This is a genomic window from Paenibacillus alginolyticus DSM 5050 = NBRC 15375 (assembly GCF_000422905.1).
Taxonomy (GTDB): Bacteria; Bacillota; Bacilli; order Paenibacillales; family NBRC-103111; genus Paenibacillus_E; species Paenibacillus_E alginolyticus.
In genome coordinates this window covers 137,449-157,148 of record NZ_AUGY01000008.1, presented here as the reverse complement: position 1 = coordinate 157,148, position 19,700 = coordinate 137,449, and the positions used below count along the sequence as shown (strand labels likewise).

The window sequence follows — 19,700 nt, the reverse complement described above, 5'->3', positions numbered from 1 at the left end:
ATTGCTAGAAAATACGATTTTTCCAGCCCAACAGCTTCGCAATGGCTTCAACGTAATAATAGTCACCATAGATCAAGGAAACGTCAACGTTCTGCCCAGCGGGGAAATTGCCTGTTCCGCCAAGCAGGATTGCCTCATGCTCCGGTTGATCCCATGTTGCATAGTTCTGGGTCAAGGAAAGCAAAATCCGTTCCGCTGCCCGTCGATAAAGTGCACCCTCAACGGCTGGAAGTGCATCAGCCAGTTCAAGCAAACCAGACGCTGCGCAGGTTGCCGCAGACGTGTCGCGCGGAAGGCCTTCCAAGGATTCATTTGCGCGGAAATCCCAATGCGCTACATAATCCTCCGGTAAGCAAGCTAGAAAATAGTGCGCTACGCGTCTAGCTGCATGGAGATATTTGGCATCCCCAGTGTAGCGGTAAGTGTTGGCCATACCATGCAGCGCCCATGCTTGCCCACGGCTCCAGGAAGAATGAGGTCCTGCCCCTTGCCCGCCAAGAGACTCGATAAGCTCGCCCGACCTAGGATCAAAGCTCAGAATGTGATTCACAGATCCGTCTTCTCGGATAAAATGCTCCACCACCGTATCCGCATGCGCCTTGCCTACATGTTCAAACCGCGGATCAGCCGACTCTTGAGCAGCCCAAAACAAAATAGACAAATTCATAGACGAATCTACGATGGACCAACCGATTTTTTCTTGATTCCACGCTCTCAGGAATTGACCAGCCAGATTGAAGCGTCCAGTTAAGAAGTTAGCTGCAAACAGCCCCCGGCGCTTACCGTCCTGATCGCCTGTCAGCTTGTATTTGATAACCGCAGTCGGCAGGAATTGAAAGCCTACATCGTGGTGATAGTTGTTAGCCTCGATCATCTTCTTTTCAAACTTCTCGTCCCAGCTCCACGCCGCTTTTTTGTAATGCTCCTTGCCGGTCATTTCGTGCATAATCCACAGGATGCCTGGCCAGAAACCGGAAGTCCACCAATCGTGCCGCATGTCATCGTAGATACCGTCTTCCTTAGCCACATGCGGAGATTTATCCCCGAGCTGTTCAATCATTCGATCAACTTTAACCTGCAGAGCCTCCCAAACGTGGGACAGTGCTTCCTTCATGCTTGCGGCGTTCTTCCACTTGTCCGCTTGAATCGTTGTCTTGTTCTCCATTCGATTCGCTCCTTTGATTTTAATGTAACGTGATAAAAGCAGTAGCCAATCCTTCACACTTCGCGCTGACTACCGAGACCGGTTGATGAGTTGCCTTGCCCGCTTTGACCGCAGCCATGGCAGGTCCCCCCGCAGATACGAATGCGGTCTCACCGATGACAGCAGCACATCCACCCAGCGGATCGATATAAATCCCTGCACGTCCAGTCGCCAGCTGTACTAGCCTCGAGCCATGGATCGTGCCAAGACCATCAAGCAGCTTGCCATCACCGCTAAGTCCAAAACGAATGAAATGAGAAGCATCAGGGCAAAAAACTCCCTTCGCATCAAACATACGCGCTTCCACAAAGATACGGCCATCATCCTGCTTCACTGACGTAAGCCGAAGCTCCGTCGGCTCCCCCCATGACTCGGTCTGGTAGCCAATGGTCAGCTCATCCTTCACAATGATGCCATCCTTCTCAGCGATGACCTGCACATGGTTCATGCCAGGATTGAAAACTGTATTCCAACGCAGACCCGCAGATGGAAAGTCTTTGGAATCTCGATGTTTCACGCCCAAACTAACCCCGTTAAGAAATAGCTCCGCCTTAGAGCAGTTGGAATAAACCTTTAGGCACTTCTGCTCATCCTTAGCACCCCAACGGACTGGCATCGTGTGACCGTAAATGCGAACCATAGGTTCCTTAGACCAATAGGATTGAAAGACATAAAAGGCTTCTTTCTTCGTCAAATCACGTTCAACGATTCCCTTCATATTCAGATACGGAATCGGTGAATCCGGACGGACTGGCGTGGCGAAATCCTTGAAGGACCATTGTGCCGCGCCAGTTAGCCAATCCATCCCCTCTTGGCATTTTAAATACCAATCGATCATTTCACAGAAGTACGTCTCCGACCAGTCTCCATCCCGAGAGACACGCGTTTCGCCTCCAGTCAGCAAATAATCCCCATCTCGCTCCTCTGTTGCTCCATCTCCGTTAGGAATAAACTCAAAACCCGTGTACGTTTTCTCCACATGCCGAGTTGGCAAATTATCTGCCCCCCATTCCATATGGAAAAAGGAGTCTACCTGCTCAAAGGCCATCCTGCAGCTTTTCTCGTAATCTGTGTATATGCCTCGATACCACCCTGCCCAAATCGAAGGGGAGTAAACATCAATAATATCTTTGCAAAACTCACATCGCCGTATCGCGGTCAGACGCCCTGCATCCAACTGGTGTGACAGGTCATGAAGTTCTTTCATAAAGCCACGGATTTCTTCTTGGTCAAAATAATCAAAATCGCATTCCCAATCATTTTCATTGCCGAGCCCCCAAAGAATCACGGACGGATGATTGTAATGCTGCGAGATCATCGCCTTAAGCATATCGCGACACTGCTGTCGGTAAGCTTCGCCCCCTAACCCACCACGGCACCAAGGAATTTCCTCCCAAACCAATATGCCGAGCTCATCGCAAAGATTCAGAACAATTCTCGATTGCTGGTAATGACCGAGCCGTATAAAGTTAGCACCCATGCTCTTAATCAATTGCATTTCTTCACGAATCATCTCTTCTGTCATCGCAGGTCCAACACCGGCATGATCCTCATGACGATGAGTACCGCGAAGCAGTAACCGCTCACCGTTAAGCTTGAAAGGACCTTGTTTCATAAACTCAAAGAAACGAACCCCGAATTTCTCGTTAACCGTTGTCTCTCCATGAACGCTCGAAAGGGTCACATTACAGCTGTACAAGTCAGGTTGTACCGTCGACCAGAGATTAGGTGTATCAAGCTCGAATATGGCTAGCTCCTTATCCCCTTCCCACGGCGATGCACTCACATTTGAAACCGCTATCACACAACCCGTTGGGTCCGTTAATTGGATCGTCAGCTGCAGGTTTTCGTTCAAACCCTTCGGATTATATAATGTTGCGCGAACTTTCACCGTACAGGAAGAAAGCGAATCGGAGCCGGAAGCGATCGACTTTTTCAAATCTGGGATGTCCGTCTCGATATGTACTTTCTCCAGCGATACCGCTGGCACATAGACCAGATTCAGATAGCGGTACACACCTCCATATAGGTGAAAATCACTAGCATCTGACGGAATCGTCTCAAGTTCACGGCTGTTATCGCACATGACGGCTACGGGAACTTTCCCCTCATAGCGTTCCATTTCCTGCGCTCGTTCGGCGGCTTCCGTTATATCTACCGTGAATTCATCGTACCCTCCAAGGTGTTCTCCTACCTGCTCGGTATAAACGAATACCTTAGAACGCTGTCCCGCTCCTTCGAAATGAAGAAGTGTTCTACCGTTCGGATACGGATTGTTTACGGCAAGCTTAGTACGATACCAGCCCTGTCCTTGATAGTACTTACTGTCTGGGTCCATTGTATCCAAAGCATTGTAAGAATGCGGAAGCGCTATTTGCCTCCATGGCACATTATAGTGATTTTGGAGCTTATCACCCCGCCATACCTCCCACACGCCTCCTAGACTCCCACAGTAATGCTCCCAATTCTGAATCAACCGTTGACCAAACAATGTCTCTCACTCCCACCGAAATTCTTGCCCTCAGTATAGCAAAAATCAATCGAACAGAGTGTAGTGCTCTTATGATAAAATGTCGTTATATTATGATTTAACAGTTTAGCGAAGATGGGAGTCCTTCCGACTATGAAGGTAATGAATTACTTAAACTTGAATCAACACCCGGCACATCTTCAATTTTATCGAAATCGGACAAATGCATTCGCTGAAATCTATCACGCACATCAAGGGATGGAAATCCTGATCGTCCACGAAGGCACGGGTACCGTCATTGTGGAACAACAAATTTTCGACCTAGCTCCGGGCATGCTGTTTTACTTCAGACCTTTCCAGCTTCATCGGATACGGATGAACGAGGAAGCCCATCAAGCGTACATCCGATCTTTTTTCGTATTCGAACCCGCGCTGCTGGATGGCTGTTTGGCGGCTTTCCCTTCGATACGTGAATTTTTCCAAAAGCTTTGGAAAGACCCCCTATCTATTCAAATGATAAGCGGACTAGACACGGAAGCTTTGCATAACTTGCTTCAAGCTCATCTGCAAACAATTGAGCATGCCAAACCAGAACAATTGCTCGAAGAGCAATTATTCTTCTTGACCAGCCTGATGCATCATCTGAAAACTTCCTACCCAAGCACCGGCTATCCCCTAACCACGGAACGGAATGCCAAAGTAAAGTCCTCATCCATTGCTGAGAAGGTAATGGAATGGATCGAAATCCATTACATGGAGCCTTTTGAGCTTAATCAACTCGCACAGGCCATTCATTTATCGCCAAATCACATATCCGCGGTCTTTAAACAAATCGTAGGCAGCAGCATTACCGAATATTTGACCGCTAGACGCATTCGTCAAGCATGTTTATTGCTTAAAACAAGCGATACCTCTATACAAGGAATCGGTCAGGCTGTAGGTCTGGGGAATTTCTCTTATTTTTGCCAAATGTTCAAGAAACACGTGGGATTGAGCCCCTATCAGTTTAAACGGTCGTCAGGCCAACCCTAGTAGGAAAAAACAAAGAGGACTATCCAAATAGCTCCCTTTCATTTCCTTATCACCCTACGGCTTCTTTCTGATCAAGATGATAATATTTAACATAGTATAATGATCGATCATTCAATCTAGATATGGTTTTCCTTTTGGCTATTTTATTGATTTTGGGATCCAACTCAACCAGATCAACGGATTTTACATCCTTGTATTTAAGCACTTCTCTTGCTGCGAATCCATCGCCTCCGCCTAATATTAAGACATTACGGCGACTAGGCGACATCGTCATTGCCGGGTGAACGAGTGCCTCGTGGTAAAAGCGTTCATCCAATGAACTGAATTGCAGCTGCTTATCCAAATACATCCGTACGTCTTTCGCTTCAAGCAAGACAATATTTTGAAACGAGAAAGTGTGGGCTGAGGTTCTCCTTGCATTCCCCTGCGTTACTAGGTGCAACTGTTCTGAAACATGCCTATCTGAATCTGCTATGCTATTACAAATGCTAGATCATCGGATCCAAAGAATTAATGGGGTGCAGGATTCCCTTATAGGCAAAGGATGCCTGTCCGGTTTCCTCTGAAACGACGAGTACAAGAGCATCGGTTCGCTCTGTCAAACCTATCGCGGCACGGTGTCGTGTCCCCATTTTCTTTTCAACCGTAATATTCGATACGGGCAAAACGTTTGCTGCCGAAATTATTCGATCGGATTGAATCAATAAGGCTCCATCATGAAGCGGGTTGCCAGGGTAAAAAATGGCTTCCAATAACGAGTACGTTAATGTGGCTTCCAACCTAATGCCAGAGTGCATAAACATATCCAGCAAATCGTTCCTCTGGATCACGATTAAAGCACCATGTCGGCGCTCCGACAGATGCTGAATACAAATGGACAAGTCTAAATAATGGGATGTGAATGAGGATAAATAACATTGTAGATAGAAGGAAGCAGCTATCGATTCGACTTGTTTGAACGCTTCGCGAATTTCGTCAAATCGACTTAAAAGACAGTTATTTTCATCATTATCCAAGGTGTCCAAGCTGCACTCTATTTCAGCGGAAATGTGGCGCAATTGTTGCTTCAGCTGTTCTTTCATCGGGGATATGTCACAATTTTCTTGCTGCACTCGTCACACCTCAGAACTTCTTTATATTCACGAAAAGTTAATCAACTTTCCGCATTCCTATGTATTAATATGTACATCCATCCTTATATGTATGACTATGCAATGAGCATGAATGGCCAACGAGATGAAAATATGAAGAAAACTCGCTCCATTGATATATAGCGAGTTTTTAGTCATTTTCATTTCCATTTAAAAAGAATAATTCACCAATTACGTTGCTGTCACATTAGTGGCAGTTTGCGATACCGTCTTTGTTAGGTTGTTCACTAAAGGATTCTGGACGATTGCATTTCCGGCTTGTGTGCCGAGCCTTTGTCCTAAGCTGTTCCCCAATATTCCACCAATAACGGACCCGACGACTGTCCCAACCCCAGGAAGAACCGTAGTTCCAAGCATTGCTCCATATTCAATACCGGCCATGACGCCGATTGCCCCTGTTACATTTCCCGTTGTTTTCACAGCAAATTCTTTTTTATCCATTTGTCCCTTTGTTAAATTCCTTACATCTTGAGCTTCCGATATTCCTCCCGAGATAAGTCCTGCCCATAACGAACCGCCTTGTAACATAGTGATCTCTCCTTCAATTCATATTTCTCACAATAACAAGTCTGCCCCATTACTTTGAAAAATCATCAATTCGGGTATATCCAACATTCTCCTTACATTTCTTTCAGGATCGGTTCTTCTATTACCTTCTGACTATCCATTTGACCTGTTGGAAAATCGGAAGCAGCTTCTTTGATCTGGTCCTTAATCTCGAGCCATGCTCCCGTACCTTTCACCGCCAATTTGCGTACGGCTTTTCTGCTTTCTGGAGATACAGCAAATACTAGTGCCGCTGCACCTAAGATAATACCGAATAGTGATTTACTTTTCATATGCGAACCTCCTCGAAATTTATTTAAATAATTCCATAAAATGAGAATTTTTATACGAAGTGAATTTCTAAGTTTCCTGAAATAAACAAATGAATATTTGAATTATGGACTGTGAATAATAACCAAATCAATTTCCAAGTCATATCAACATGGGGTAAGGAGAGTAAAGGGATGTATTCATTGCAAAGCAACAAGAATAGATTTCTCCACGTTTTGCCGGGGAGAATACGCATGGAAATCTGCGGCCTGAAGGGAAGCAAGCTTACTGCCGATCTACTTATCAAATGCTTCTCAACAATTAAAGGAATTCATAAAGCAGAGCCTTGCATACTTACAGGCAGATTACTTCTTCTTTACGACGATAAGCAGATTTCAAAGCAAGATATTTTCGGGATTATCCGAAATATAGAAGAGCAGGTTAGCCTTCTTAATGCCCCAGGCCGCGCTCTTGAGCAAGTTGCTTCTATGAATGAAGAAGTAAAGCAGGAGGTTGCTGCAGCGCAAGATGTTGACCTTGAACGACCTGAAGACATCAGAGTTCTCCCACATATGCACAACCCAACTGCGAATCAATACTCAGGAAAAATCCCTCTTCCTCTGGCTTTGTCTATGGGCGGGCTAGCTATTCTAGGAGCGAAGCAGTTGTTTATGGGACGCTCGGCATTGGCAAGAAGTCCGGCACCTTTCTACTTGTCGGCTCTCGTTTCTATCGTAACGGGTTATCCGTTCTTAAAGCGGGGAGTTCAGAACTTCTCACAGAAGAAACAAATAAATTCTGATCTTATTTTAGGAACAAGTGCACTAGCTCTCGCACTTATCCGTGAAAATTTAGTCGTGTTAGCCGGTTTAAGCCTGTTACAATTCGTTAACTGGAAGAAAAGCCAGTCTGTCTTACAAACGAAACAAGATCATTATTTATCGCCTGATATTCAACTTTACAGTGAAAACGCCAGCAAATTGGGCATGATCGCCGCTGGAGTCACATGGGCGGTTACCCGAAATCCGCTGCGTGCAATCGCTGTTCTTCTAGCAGCAAATCCGCGGTCCATGACTTTACCCACTACATGTGCCTGGAATCAAGCTGAACTTGTTTCAGATGAAAGACATTATGTCGTTCCTGCAAAAGGATCACTGTCTCAGCTTGCACGAACGAAAACCATGTTAATTGAAGACTCATCGCTTCTATTCAACCCTCCGGAAATTGAAGAAATCGAGTGTCTGACCATGAATGATTCAGATGCAGATTCAGATAAAATAGTTTGTTATGCAGCGTCATTGATGGCAAAAAGCAGCCATCCTTGGAAAGATGAGATATGGAACAAGGCAAAGCAATCGTGTCGTACGATTCGCACCGCATTTCATGTGGAAGAAAATGAACAAGGAATGAAAGGAAAAATCAACGATTCCCTTATTTTGCTCGGAAGTTTCAAGTATTTTCAGGAACACGGCATTGATTGCTCAGCATTTGAGCTGAAGGCAAAAAGATTGATGAAAAAGGGCAGCAGTGTCCTGTTTGTAGGAAAACAAGGAATCAAAAGCAGTGAATGTTTGGGTCTACTCGTCAGACACCAAGAAACCGCCATCAATCATCTAGGGATTACAGCGGCTTCTTTTATAGAAAATGGTTGGCGTATCCAGTTACTTCATAACCGTTTGCAGATCAGCGATGAAATTCTCTCTCGGCACCATATGGATGTAGACTGGTTGGCACTAGAGCCTGGTGAAGTGATTGAAAGAATCGCCGTCTTGCAGCAGCAAGGTGAGGAAGTCCTATTTGTCTCAAGTACAGAGGAAAACGTGATTAATACCTTTTTCAAAGAAGCAGGCTTAGCCTCAATTTCCGTCGATGAGTTAAAACGCATTCAGGAAAGTGCAACGTACGCCGAGATCATTGATCAAACCGTAAACCAGCATGTTTCTGTTTCAAAAAAATGGAATTTACTAGGAAGCGCTTTAGCGACGTTCGGAATGATAAGCGCCCCTATTGTCAATTTAGCTTCGGATGCTTTATCTCTCGTATTTATGTCCCGATCGAAAAAAATAAGCGAATCATTTCCAGCTGCATCATCAAACACATATCATCCTGAAATAGCTGCTGCACTGGAGGCTCCTCCTATTTGGCATGCCCTTTCCAGTGAACAAATCACCGGAAATTTCCATGTCGATCCCAAGCAGGGGCTGACAACGGAACAGGTCATTTCGCTCCGAAATCGCTATGGATCAAACCAACTTGAGAGCAAACAACCAACCCCATGGCTCGTCTCCTATTTGGGGCAATTCAAGGAATTTACAACCCTTATCCTGCTCGGCACCTCTGTTCTTGCCCTATTTACAGGCGGTGTGTTCGATGGTATTGCTATGGGAACTATCCTACTCGCTAATGCTGCCATTGGGACGATTCAGGAGCGAAAAGCAGAAAAGGTAGTCGAGACGCTGAACCAATTTCAACCACCGGTCTGCCGAACTTTAAGAGAGGGCCAGCAGGCAGAAATGTCAGCAGCTGAATTGGTACCCGGCGATATCGTTTGCTTTGAAGCGGGAGATCGTGTCCCAGCCGATATTCGTTTGATTAGCTCAAGCAGCTTGCGTGTCAATGAGGCCGCCCTAACGGGGGAATCGTTACCCATTGAAAAAAACGAGTCTGCAGTGACCGTAGATTGTCCTCTGTCTGACCGGAGAAATATGCTTTTCATGGGGACGGATGTATGCGGGGGAAAAGGGATCGGTGTTGTTGTACATACCGGCATGCAAACCGAGATGGGCCATTTAATGTCCCTTATGAAGAATCATGAAAAAGAAGTCACTCCTTTGCAGGAAAAGGTAACGTCTATAAGCAAGAAGTTTGTCAAAGGCGCTCTTGTAGCTGGGGGACTTGTCTTCATAACCGGACTGCTGCGCGGCATACCCATTACACAAATGATTACGACTTCCATCACGTTGGCTGCTTCCGCTATTCCGGAAGGACTGCCCGTTACGATTACCATCGCTTTAAGTGCGGGAATTTTCCGTATGGCTAAGAAAAACGCGTTGATTAGAAAGCTTTCTTCCCTGGAAACATTAGGTCGAACAACGATCATTTGCACGGATAAGACAGGCACATTAACTAAAAATGAAATGACAGTAAAAGCCCTTTCGACGGTTGATCGGGCATGGACAATCACAGGCGACGGATATGATCCGATAGGTCAGTTTGAAGAGGTTATGCCCGAAGTGGCAGCCACATCCGCAGCAGCTGTCCAATCGGAATCGCAAGATCATAACCACAATCCTGACTTGAAGCGACTTCTCCAAATCTGTGTGCTGTGCAATAACAGCAAACTCATTCAGGAGGAAGGAAGATGGATAACCAAAGGGGATCCAACTGAAGGCGCACTTCTAACGCTAGCCGCCAAAACCGGATTATGGGAAAAGAATATGTCTCATTGGCATCGAGGACTTGAAATACCGTTCGACTCGGGCACAGCCAAAATGAGCGTTGTATGTAAAGACACGATGACTGAGCAAGAATGTTTCCTCTTTTCAAAAGGAGCCGTAGAAACCATCGTTCGCCACTGCAACCGATATCAAAAAAATGGTGAAATTTACCCCTTATCGGAAGAGCAAAAACAACTCATTTTACAGCAAAATGACAAACTCTCATCGGATGCCTTACGCGTACTTGCCTTCGCTTACCGTCCTATGGATGAACATACGAATGAAGAGGGATTAGACGAGAAGGAACTGATTTATGTAGGTATGGCTGGGATGATGGACCCTCCAAAAACAGACGTGGCAGACAATATCCAAGAAGCTTTAGAGCTAGGTGTGAAGCCTGTTATGATCACTGGAGATCACCCCATTACGGCGATTGCGATCGCAAAGCAGCTTGGCATCTATAATGGTTCTCAGAACGTGATTACAGGATATGAGCTTGAACGTTTGTCGGATGATGAACTGGATCGGATTATTGACCAAATAACGATTTTTGCGAGGGTTACACCGGAACATAAACTTCGAATCGTAACTGCCTTTCAAAAACATGGGCATATTGTTGCCATGACTGGCGACGGTGTTAACGATACCCCTGCCATTAAACAAGCCAACGTTGGGATTGCAATGGGACGATCTGGAACGGAAGTGACCAAAGAAACGGCAGATATGGTCTTAACCGAAGATCATTTTGGAACGATTGTTGATGGCGTTAAAGAAGGCCGTACGATCATTGGCAATATCCGTAAAGCACTCGGATGCTTATTGACAGGTAATTTAGCTGAGATCATTGTAACTAGCGCCGCTGTCATGGTGGGTCTGCCGATTCCTTTAGTTCCTATTCAGATATTGCTGATGAATTTGTTGACGGATGCTTTGCCCGCGATGATTTTGGCTGTCAATCCCGGAAATAAGACCAAACAAACGAAACGAAATGATATCGTTGATAAGGAATTGTATCAAAAAGTGATCGCCCGAGGAGTCCTTCTAGGATTAGGTTCAATTGGCTTATTTGCGGCTAGCATTGCGGCTGGAGCACCTATTCCGGTTGCGCAAAGCATGGCATTCGCGACGCTAGTTGCGGGACAATTGATCCAAACTTTTTCGTGGCGTCAAGAAGGTTCGGAGGAAACGGTTCGCGATTGGACGAAGGACCGATTTTTAATTGGTGCTCTTGGCATATCTTGGATGACTTTACTTGCTGCCTTGTATATACCGCCTTTAGCCGGATTTTTCCATACCGCCCCCCTCTCGTTCCGACACTGGATTCCAATTATCGGGGTAGCCGGATCTGTATCGATTTTATCAAAACCGCTGCTTTCCCTCATTAAGAACATACAAGACAACAAATCTTTGCGATCCATGGGTGAATACGCAAGTGCTGCGGTTTAATAATCGAAGCACTTGAAATTCGAGAATGCCCAAATAAACTTTGAGGGTGTATAAGCATGATTCAAAAGAATATCGACAAAATTATTATCGGTTCCGCTCTTGCTGTCGCTGCTTCTGCCTTACTCCCGATTGCCAAATCCACCATGCAGCCGATCGCCGCAGCAGGCGTACAGGGTAGTAATAGTTTGATCCAACGAGCCAGGTCCCTGCTTCAAATGGCCCGGGAAGAAGTGGAAGATATTGTAGCTGAAGCTCAATTTGAAAGAATGAAAAAGCAGCTTGATAAAGAAATCGCATCGCTTAACGATGAAGAGAAATGACATGATCAATGAGGTGAATACTGGCAACATGGAACAAAGTATAGATTTTCATTTGCGAGAAGCTTTATCTCATCTGGAAGCTGCATTAAACCAAAGTGTAAGAAGTGTCCTTGAGAACGATGGCACAAAAAAAGAAGTAGGCTTGAAATGGGAGAAATTTCTTGGTGAATTTATAGGCCAGGTTCGAGAAAAAGGTAAGAAATCACGGATCAATCTGCTTGGTTTTATTACCTTTCCTCGCATTCGGTAACAACAAGAGAACGCCTCTTAAGCACAACGATGCTGATAGAGGCGTTCCTTTGTATGTTCATCGCTAATTACGTCTATTCTTAACTGAGATGACTCCAAGTTTTTTGCCTAGCCACATGTACAAGGGATTCTTAATAGGAATAACCTCCTTTAATTTGCAACCTTTCCTCATCTATATTTTTCTCGCGGCTGCTCCTAAATATGCGGTTAAGCAATTGCTAACCAATCCCTTGACTACGGATAGTAGTGAGTTCACAAAAAGGCCTTGAATCTCAGCTCACGTTGAAATTCAAGGCCTTTTATTAAATTCTTATATCACCAAATGCGAATCCCGGTGGATCTGTCGCGATTTCAAAAAGGCTATCTGCATACATACGAATCGGAGCCGATCCGCTTTTAGTGATCCATCATCATCGCCGGGTCCGGATTGTCCCTGCCGACGGTCAAGCCCGTAATCGTCGAAGCCCTGAACCAGCTGGTGCCGCCTTCGCTTACCCCGTACGCCAGCATGGAGAAGGCGATTGGCGCGAGGCACATGCCGATGACGTCCAGATGCGGCGCCGCATGGCGGTCTACTTTCGGCAAATATTTATACCCGAGAATAAAGGCGATAATGCCAATCGGCAGATTGATAATGAAAATCCAGTGCCAGCTGACAGAATCGACCAGCCAGCCGGATAGCACCGGACCGAAAGCCGGTGCAATCAGCATTGGGACGCCGAGTACGCCCATGATGGATCCGCGGCGCTCTGGAGGCGCGAGCTTGAACACCATGGCCATCCCGATCGGGCCTACCATACCGCCTCCCAAGCCTTGAATGATGCGGTAAATAATCAGCTGTTCCGGCGTTTGCGAGATGCCGCACAGCACGGAGCCGATCGTGAACAGGGCGATCGTAATCATGAAAATTTGCTTGGAGCCGAATTTATCAGCCATCCAGCCTGCAAGGGGGATAACGGCGGATAAGGCCAGCGTATAGCCGGTGACGTTCCATTGGATCGTCTTTAGGTCGGTGTCGAAGTATTCCACGAGTTTCGGAATGGCATTATTGACGACGGTGCTGTCCAGAATAACCATGATCATGCCGACAATAATCGCTATGAGCGGCGGCAGAATGGCTTTCAGCGAGAAGTCGTCCCCGCCGGCTGCCATTGTTTTTGTTTGCGGAGGAGTTGACATAGATCCCTGCTTTCTGCTCATCGAGCTGTGTATGGATGAAATTAATGGTCGAGGTCGGGCTACAGGATGGCCCGAAGATTTGCTGAATCATGAGCGCTGCTTATCGCGGCCGACGGCACCCCGATCCGTCAATAGGTTGCTTTCTCATACAAATTCGCAGGCAACGCCTGCACGAACGGCGACCAATCGCCCGTCGTGTAAAGATGAAGCCGGTGCATGGCCCGCGTACACGCCGTATAAAGAAGCTTGCGTTCGTTGTCCCGGCCGTAAGCTTCGGGCGAAGAATCATAGACCAAGACTGCATCGAACTCGACACCCTTGGCGAGATACACGGGAATGACCATCATTCCTTTTTCAAAATTGAGCGTCTCCTTCGTAATGAGCTGCAGAGCTTCGCCTCCATGAATCCGTAATGATTCATGGGCCTCCCGGCTTTCGGCTGCGGTCTTCGTAATGACGGCGATGGAATCGAAGCCCTCGGCCCTGAGCGCCGCGATGTCTGCCAGAATTTGCGCATCGCGCTTCTCCCCGCCGTCCAGTCTCGTCAGAAGGGGCTTTTGGCCTCCCCTTTCAAACGGTGCAATTTCTTCTCCGCCTGGAAGCATCGATTTCGTAAATTCAACAATCTCCCTGGTTGAACGATAACTGCGTACCAGGCGGACAAGGCTTGTTTCGGCTTCGCCGAAAAGGCGGAGCAGCGGCGAATCCGATGCGTCCAAACTTGTGGCCTGCATGAAGATCGCTTGCCCGAAATCGCCGAGCACCGTCATCCGGGCACGGGGAAAAAGTTTTTTTAGATATTCATATTGAAACGACGAATAATCCTGACCCTCATCAACGAAGACATACCGGATTTCCGTGTTCGTCCGGACGCCTTCGATCAGTTCTTTTACATACAAATACGGAGTCGCATCCTCGTGGAACAACTCGTTCCGGAACAGCTTTTCCTTGGTTTGCCTGCATATTTCAGGCCATAGCGGGGGGATGACGGCCCCATTCGTTTTCTCCCGATAAGCGGCTCCGCCCTCAAACAATTGGCCATATATGCCTTTGACATCTACAAACGAGAATTTCTTCACACTTTTCCTTAACGGTTTAAAGCTTTCTTTCACGATCCTTCGGCGGAGCAGATCTTCCTCCCTCTGGGCGAAGTCAAAGTCGCCTTCATCTTCCCGGCGTTTGTTGCTCATTTTCTCGCGAACTACGGCGAAATGTTCCGCAAGGTCTAATAATTCCTTCTCTTTATGCAGCATTCCGAAGACTTCCACGTACTGCTCGGTGTCGAGATAATTCAACTCTTCCTCTACCCAAGGAGCTTCCCGTTCCATTCGTTCCAGCGAAGCCAGTTCATTCAGCAGCCATTCCTGCAAGAGAACGACACGATTGAACAACGGCAGGGAACGGTCATAACTGTAAAATTTCGCTCTCATTCGCTCCGCGGTAATCAAATCGCGGTCCCGAATCCGAATACCGTTGAATCGCATGCCTTCCCGTCCCAACCACATTCCATAGTTCTGCAGAGCTTGCAGGAAAGCCTCGGAAGCTTTATACTCGATCCCCTGAAGACGAGCCTCATACCCCGGCGCTCCCTGTGCGGTCAGTACATATTCGATCTGATCAAAGGGATCCTCCGGCTGTAACGAGGAACCTAGCCAATAGTCGAGATATTCTTGAAAAGTCGTCTGCTGCATATTCTCTTCACCGAGCTCCGGAAGGACGGTGGAGATATAACTGGTAAACATCGGATTCGGTGAGAAAAGAACGATTTGATCAGCCCTGATCGTCAGGCGGTGTTTGTACAGCAAGTACGCCACCCGCTGCAATGCTGCGGAAGTCTTACCGCTGCCGGCCGCCCCTTGTACGATAAGCATCCGGCTTTTGTCATTGCGGATGATGGCGTTTTGTTCCTTCTGGATGGTTGCCACGATACTCTTCATTTGCGAGTCCGCACCTTTGCCGAGCACTTGCTGCAGCAATTCGTCCCCGATCGTTTCGCTCGCGTCAAACATGTTGCGGATTTGCCCGTTTTGAATCTGAAGTTTCAACGTCCCCCGATCTCCCCAGCAAATATTAGGTGAACTAGTAGTCAATAAAATAAACAGCCATCTAGGATGCACTTCACGCATCATGGATGGCTGTTACTTGTTACTGCCTTCATTGAAAAACTACATCTCAATCAGAAATAACTCTTCCAAATCCTTTTCTAGCAAATCACTCAATTTCTTAGCCGTGGATGGGCCCACTGATTTAATGGATCGTTCAAGCAGACTAATATAAGCATGACTTAAACCCGAGTGCTTCGCCAACTCTCGCTGGGAGTAACCTTTAATGACTCTCGCTTTAATAAAAACATCGGTCTTCGCCAAGATCTTTATATTCATTCTGCCATAGACCCCCGTTCTCATTTTGTTCCCCTTGCTAACATTATACCATTAAATTTTACTTATGCAACCATTTTTGTTTACATAAGTAACCTAATGCGGATCAATTTTTACGGTTTCTCTGATTGTAATTACTTTAGTAAACTGCTACTATTATATCGTTTACTAATGTTTACTTTTGTTAGCGAGGGTGAGTGCGGGTCTATGTATTTCTACGATAAATTAAAAGATATGCGCAAATTAAAAGGCTTCACCATCCGTGAGCTGGCCGACCGTTCAGGAGTCTCAGCAGCTTATATTTCCCAACTAGAAAACGGGAATCGCGGCATACCTTCACCGGAAGTATTGATGAAGCTGTCTGAAGGGCTTAACACTTCCTATTCCGAACTGATGGATATCGCTGGCTATCTGGAGTCTTCTCCCTCGGATCAACAATTTCAAAGCAATCCCGTCAATTTGCGACGATTTCTCCGTGAGAATGAGCTCATGTTTGATGGTTTTGTACTTACGGCCGAAGATAAAGAATGGGTCGAGCGTATGCTGACCGTCTTATTTTGGAAAGACCGTCAGACGAATAAATCCGACGGTCAATGATTCATCTTATTTTACAAGGCCGTTTCGAACAATTTTTGACATCATTTCTGCGTTCGGGTACTGGACTTCTTCATATTGCTTGACCACGTCTTCAATCCGATATGGAACACGTTCAATCGATGTTCGAATTTGTCCATTTTCGATTTCTACAATGGCATAGGCAGCTTTAGGCATACCGTCAAATGGCAGACCTACACTTCCGATGTTTAGAAGTATTTTACCTTCCATATATCGGATGAATGGCTTGTGGATATGAGCATAAATGAAGATATCAGCATCCGACGCGGACATAAGCTTAGACTTCAGCACCTCATCGCCAGCGCTGGGAAGTACGATTTCGAACAAGCTGCTTGGTGTCGCATGGAACGCATGAATAGAGATACCTTCTATCTCAAGTTTCATTTCAGTCGGCAGACTTGCCAAATATTCGATATCCTGCTCGTCCAATTGCGCAACCGTCCACTCCCGTTCCGCCCTCATCATTTCAACGGCCTGTTCCGGGACTTCCCCTTGATTTACGCCGCGCACAACCCATTCATCTGCATTCCCTTTTATGACCTGTGTGTCTAAAGAACGGACCAATGCAAGAGATCGTTTGGGATCCGGTCCACGATAACAAAGATCACCCAGTACATAAACACGGTCAATCTGTTTCTTCCTGATATCCTCCAGAACAGCTTCCAGAGCGATTGAATTCCCATGTATATCTGAAATAAAAGCTAATTTCACTCGATTTCCCCCCAGTTTATCACTCACTTTACGATTGGGAAGTCAATTACAATGACATTCTCTATAATTCCCTCTAATGATTTCACGAATTGCTGGTGCAACGGATGAGGTCCGTATTGTCGCAAAGATTCTTGATCTTCAAAAGTCACACGAAGCCCTAACGTGTATCCTTGCACATTGTCTGTTTCTTCTGTCACATTGACGCCGGCCGATAAATCGACAATCCCTGGGATCTTATTTTTAAAAGACCATAAGGTTTCAAGCAATTCCTTTTCCTTCTGTGGATCTAAATTCTCTTTAAATTTGAACGAAACCAGGTGCTCGAACATCATGGCTAAAAAAGCCTCCTATTAAGATTAATTTAGAATGATAGACTTTGACCAGGTTCCAGGACAACACCCTTAATTCCCTCAGCAGCCAAACTCTCAACAAAAGCCGTCGGATCCTGCTTAATGAGAGGAAATGTGTTGTAGTGCATCGGAACGACCATTTTTGCTTGTAAAAATTGAGCAGCGATAACAGCGTCGCGGGGGCCCATGGTATAGTTGTCACCAATTGGAAGGAAGGCAAGATCGATCGCATTTAATTTGCCCAGCAATTGCATATCTCCAAAAAGGCCCGTGTCCCCTGCATGGTAAATCGTTTTCCCCTCAACTGTAATGAGGAATCCACTAGCCATCCCTGTATAAATATTTTCTTTACTTCCCGGAGGGTTATAGGAAGAATCGTGCAGCGCCAGTGTCATTTTTACTTTACCAAAAGGAAACTGATATTCTCCGCCGATCCCCATTCCGTGGGTTTTTGCCCCTTGGAAAGACAAGTACCTTCCCAAATCATTGGGTGCAATAATCGTGGCTTCGTTGCGTTTAGCAATCTCTAGTGAATCACCTAAATGATCGGCATGACCATGTGTGACAAGTATGTAATCGGCCTTAATATCCTCCGGTTTTGCAGTGGCTAGAGGGTTATGGTTCAAGAAGGGATCAATGATGAGCGTATGGTCCTTTAATCGAATCTCAACACAGCTTTGTCCATGAAAAATAATGTTCATAAAATCGCTCCTCTTTGGTTAATTGTAAGTGATATCCTAACAATTCTTAATTGGGTCTTGAACTTATTTTATCATACTTTATAAAAATCCAAACATTGATCACTCCCAAGCATATACTAGATTAGTAGTAAGAGAGGTGATATTTTTGACAATGCAATTTATAGATATGAGAATTTCAAGTCAAAGTGCAGATGATGCTAATACTTCTGTTATCCCTGCTTTTCCTGGAATTTTATTTGGAGACATCGGAATTCAAACTACCGGAGTTTTACCAGAAAATTTAGGAGACATCCGCGTGAATCTAAATGGATACGCAAAAATTTCCGGTTTAGAAGGCGGTGAAACTCTGACAATTAGAGTTTTTAGAGATTTAACAACATCCATACTCGTGACTAGTTTTCTAAACGTTAACCTAACCACATATACATTTGGATTCAGTGCAGTTGATTTTCCACCTGAAATTGTAGCAGGACAAGGCAAATACGGTACACGGCCACTATTGATTCAACAAGTAATGCTACTTTAGGAGCTGCAAACTTTAGTGGAATAGCTGCAGCAGGTACAACAACTGAATTGTGAGAAATTTATTAGAAAATGAAGAAGGAGATAAGTTTACAAGGAAATATATATAATGCCCGCTGCTGTCAGCGGGCATTAAGCTTTAAGATTCCCATTTACAAGCCTCAGGCTTCTTATCCGGTAAGAAACCACGAAACACCGTAGTCCTTAGTTGATGCGTGTCAGTTCGCTCCAAATAGTCAATCCGGCAGCACAAGCGGGGTTCGATCCACTGCGTTTTGTCTTCCATGAATGTGTTCAATTGCTTTGCTAACGCTAAAAACATGATCTTATCTTCTTGCAGAAAACCAAACTCAACCACACCAACCGGCTTATTCTTCACCGTTCTGAAATTCAAGCCGATTACAAGACCAAAGGGATTCGCTCTATACCCCAAAATAACTACATCAATCGATTTAAAATATTTCACTTTCAGCCAGTCGTTACTCTTGGTATCCAGTTGATATTTGGAATCTTTCCGCTTCGCTACAATACCTTCCATATTCCGTTCTTTCATTAACTCAAATAGCGCCTTACCTTGTCCATCTATGAACATAGTAGGCATGATAACATAAGTAGAATCGACGATGTCGCCTAGCCGCTGTTTTCGCTGCATCAACGATTCATCCAAGTGATCTCTATTCGTGTAAAGAACATCAAATACTACGAATGTTATGGGATGTGTGTTTACAGCGCGATTAATCCTTGCGGAAACACTCAACCGGCCGCGATAAGAAAAATCATCGAATACCGGTCTGCCGCCGCGTAAAACGATCCCCTCACAGTCAAAAATCGCCGTATGCGCCTTGATTGCCGCTGCTGCTTCCTTTAATTCCGGGAATTTGCTGGAAACCAACATGCCGTTACGTGTAAAAGCTTCAATTCGACTCCCCTGCTTATGTATGAGGATTCGCCATCCGTCCCATTTGGGTTCAAATATATAATTCTCGTCATCAAAAGCTTCTTTACCGATACTGACGATCATTGGCTTTATCTCTGTAAATAGCATGACTTATCCCCTCCTAACACCATTGTGGGGTTTTCAGTACAGATATAAACCACTAAGAGGAAATCAGCTGCTGC

18 protein-coding genes and 1 pseudogene are annotated in these 19,700 nt (G+C 45.6%); 6 read left to right on the top strand and 13 right to left on the bottom strand.

Going from position 1 to position 19,700, the window contains the following annotated elements; genetic code table 11:
• Positions 1-4: 4 nt before the first annotated feature.
• Together G519_RS0103630 and G519_RS0103625 are read right to left on the bottom strand one after the other, a co-directional pair.
• Entirely contained in the window at positions 5-1,114 is a 1,110-nt protein-coding gene (locus tag G519_RS0103630; protein WP_029193526.1) for a glycoside hydrolase family 88 protein, read from the bottom strand.
• 70 nt (positions 1,115-1,184) lie between these two features.
• A complete protein-coding gene (locus G519_RS0103625; protein WP_029193525.1) occupies positions 1,185-3,695 on the bottom strand; it encodes a glycoside hydrolase family 2 TIM barrel-domain containing protein in 2,511 nt (836 codons plus the stop codon).
• Between the two features lie 132 nt (positions 3,696-3,827).
• Here G519_RS0103625 and G519_RS0103620 point away from each other — a divergent pair, with 132 nt between their 5' ends.
• Positions 3,828-4,706, top strand: coding sequence for an AraC family transcriptional regulator (locus tag G519_RS0103620; RefSeq protein ID WP_029193524.1), 879 nt, complete (start codon positions 3,828-3,830; stop codon positions 4,704-4,706).
• 49 nt (positions 4,707-4,755) lie between these two features.
• Here G519_RS0103620 and G519_RS0103615 read toward each other — a convergent pair whose 3' ends face one another.
• From G519_RS0103615 to G519_RS51225, 4 genes are all read right to left on the bottom strand, one after another.
• Entirely contained in the window at positions 4,756-5,055 is a 300-nt protein-coding gene (locus tag G519_RS0103615; protein WP_029193523.1) for a spermine/spermidine synthase domain-containing protein, read from the bottom strand.
• A 139-nt stretch (positions 5,056-5,194) separates the two neighbouring features.
• On the bottom strand, positions 5,195-5,818 hold the full coding sequence (gene cdaS, locus G519_RS0103610) for a sporulation-specific diadenylate cyclase CdaS (RefSeq protein WP_029193522.1): 624 nt from the start codon (positions 5,816-5,818) through the stop codon (positions 5,195-5,197).
• A 210-nt stretch (positions 5,819-6,028) separates the two neighbouring features.
• Positions 6,029-6,385: a hypothetical protein gene (locus G519_RS41580; protein ID WP_051253037.1), complete on the bottom strand. Its 357-nt coding sequence runs from the start codon at positions 6,383-6,385 to the stop codon at positions 6,029-6,031.
• A gap of 92 nt (positions 6,386-6,477) precedes the next feature.
• Positions 6,478-6,696 carry a hypothetical protein gene (locus tag G519_RS51225; protein WP_029193521.1) on the bottom strand — a complete coding sequence of 73 codons (219 nt, stop codon included), beginning with the start codon at positions 6,694-6,696 and terminating at the stop codon, positions 6,478-6,480.
• 171 nt (positions 6,697-6,867) lie between these two features.
• Between G519_RS51225 and G519_RS0103595 the strand changes: the two genes are divergently transcribed.
• The 3 genes from G519_RS0103595 to G519_RS0103585 are packed head-to-tail and all read left to right on the top strand — an operon-like array spanning position 6,868 to position 12,126.
• A complete protein-coding gene (locus G519_RS0103595; protein WP_029193520.1) occupies positions 6,868-11,556 on the top strand; it encodes a cation-translocating P-type ATPase in 4,689 nt (1,562 codons plus the stop codon).
• A gap of 56 nt (positions 11,557-11,612) precedes the next feature.
• On the top strand, positions 11,613-11,876 hold the full coding sequence (locus tag G519_RS0103590) for a DUF5132 domain-containing protein (protein ID WP_029193519.1): 264 nt from the start codon (positions 11,613-11,615) through the stop codon (positions 11,874-11,876).
• A 28-nt stretch (positions 11,877-11,904) separates the two neighbouring features.
• Positions 11,905-12,126, top strand: a complete 222-nt coding sequence (locus G519_RS0103585; protein ID WP_029193518.1) for a hypothetical protein — start codon at positions 11,905-11,907, stop codon at positions 12,124-12,126.
• A gap of 434 nt (positions 12,127-12,560) precedes the next feature.
• On the opposite strand, the pseudogene G519_RS41575 reads toward G519_RS0103585, so the two are convergent.
• The 3 genes and pseudogenes from G519_RS41575 to G519_RS0103570 form a co-directional block, all read right to left on the bottom strand.
• Positions 12,561-13,304, bottom strand: a pseudogene (locus G519_RS41575) (DHA2 family efflux MFS transporter permease subunit); the annotation flags it as partial.
• Positions 13,305-13,432: 128 nt separating this feature from the next.
• Positions 13,433-15,349 (bottom strand): RNA polymerase recycling motor HelD, encoded by a 1,917-nt coding sequence (gene helD, locus G519_RS41570; RefSeq protein ID WP_409371981.1) that lies wholly within the window; start codon positions 15,347-15,349, stop codon positions 13,433-13,435.
• A gap of 120 nt (positions 15,350-15,469) precedes the next feature.
• The gene (locus tag G519_RS0103570) at positions 15,470-15,685 is read right to left on the bottom strand and encodes a helix-turn-helix domain-containing protein (protein WP_217282792.1); all 216 of its coding nucleotides are present in this window, start codon (positions 15,683-15,685) and stop codon (positions 15,470-15,472) included.
• Between the two features lie 204 nt (positions 15,686-15,889).
• Here G519_RS0103570 and G519_RS0103565 point away from each other — a divergent pair, with 204 nt between their 5' ends.
• Positions 15,890-16,279, top strand: coding sequence for a helix-turn-helix domain-containing protein (locus G519_RS0103565; protein WP_029193516.1), 390 nt, complete (start codon positions 15,890-15,892; stop codon positions 16,277-16,279).
• A gap of 6 nt (positions 16,280-16,285) precedes the next feature.
• Here G519_RS0103565 and G519_RS0103560 read toward each other — a convergent pair whose 3' ends face one another.
• Genes G519_RS0103560 through G519_RS0103550 form a run of 3 tightly spaced genes read right to left on the bottom strand, consistent with a single transcriptional unit; the run spans position 16,286 to position 18,059 of the window.
• Positions 16,286-17,008, bottom strand: a complete 723-nt coding sequence (locus G519_RS0103560; protein ID WP_029193515.1) for a metallophosphoesterase family protein — start codon at positions 17,006-17,008, stop codon at positions 16,286-16,288.
• 23 nt (positions 17,009-17,031) lie between these two features.
• A complete protein-coding gene (locus tag G519_RS0103555) occupies positions 17,032-17,340 on the bottom strand; it encodes a Dabb family protein (RefSeq protein ID WP_244279994.1) in 309 nt (102 codons plus the stop codon).
• 29 nt (positions 17,341-17,369) lie between these two features.
• Positions 17,370-18,059 (bottom strand): metal-dependent hydrolase, encoded by a 690-nt coding sequence (locus G519_RS0103550; protein WP_029193513.1) that lies wholly within the window; start codon positions 18,057-18,059, stop codon positions 17,370-17,372.
• A gap of 145 nt (positions 18,060-18,204) precedes the next feature.
• On the opposite strand from G519_RS0103550, the gene G519_RS0103545 reads away from it, so the two are divergent.
• Entirely contained in the window at positions 18,205-18,585 is a 381-nt protein-coding gene (locus G519_RS0103545) for a hypothetical protein (RefSeq protein ID WP_127527725.1), read from the top strand.
• A 135-nt stretch (positions 18,586-18,720) separates the two neighbouring features.
• On the opposite strand, the gene G519_RS0103540 is transcribed toward G519_RS0103545, so the two are convergent.
• Entirely contained in the window at positions 18,721-19,626 is a 906-nt protein-coding gene (locus G519_RS0103540; protein ID WP_029193511.1) for an ATP-dependent DNA ligase, read from the bottom strand.
• Positions 19,627-19,700 lie beyond the last annotated feature (74 nt).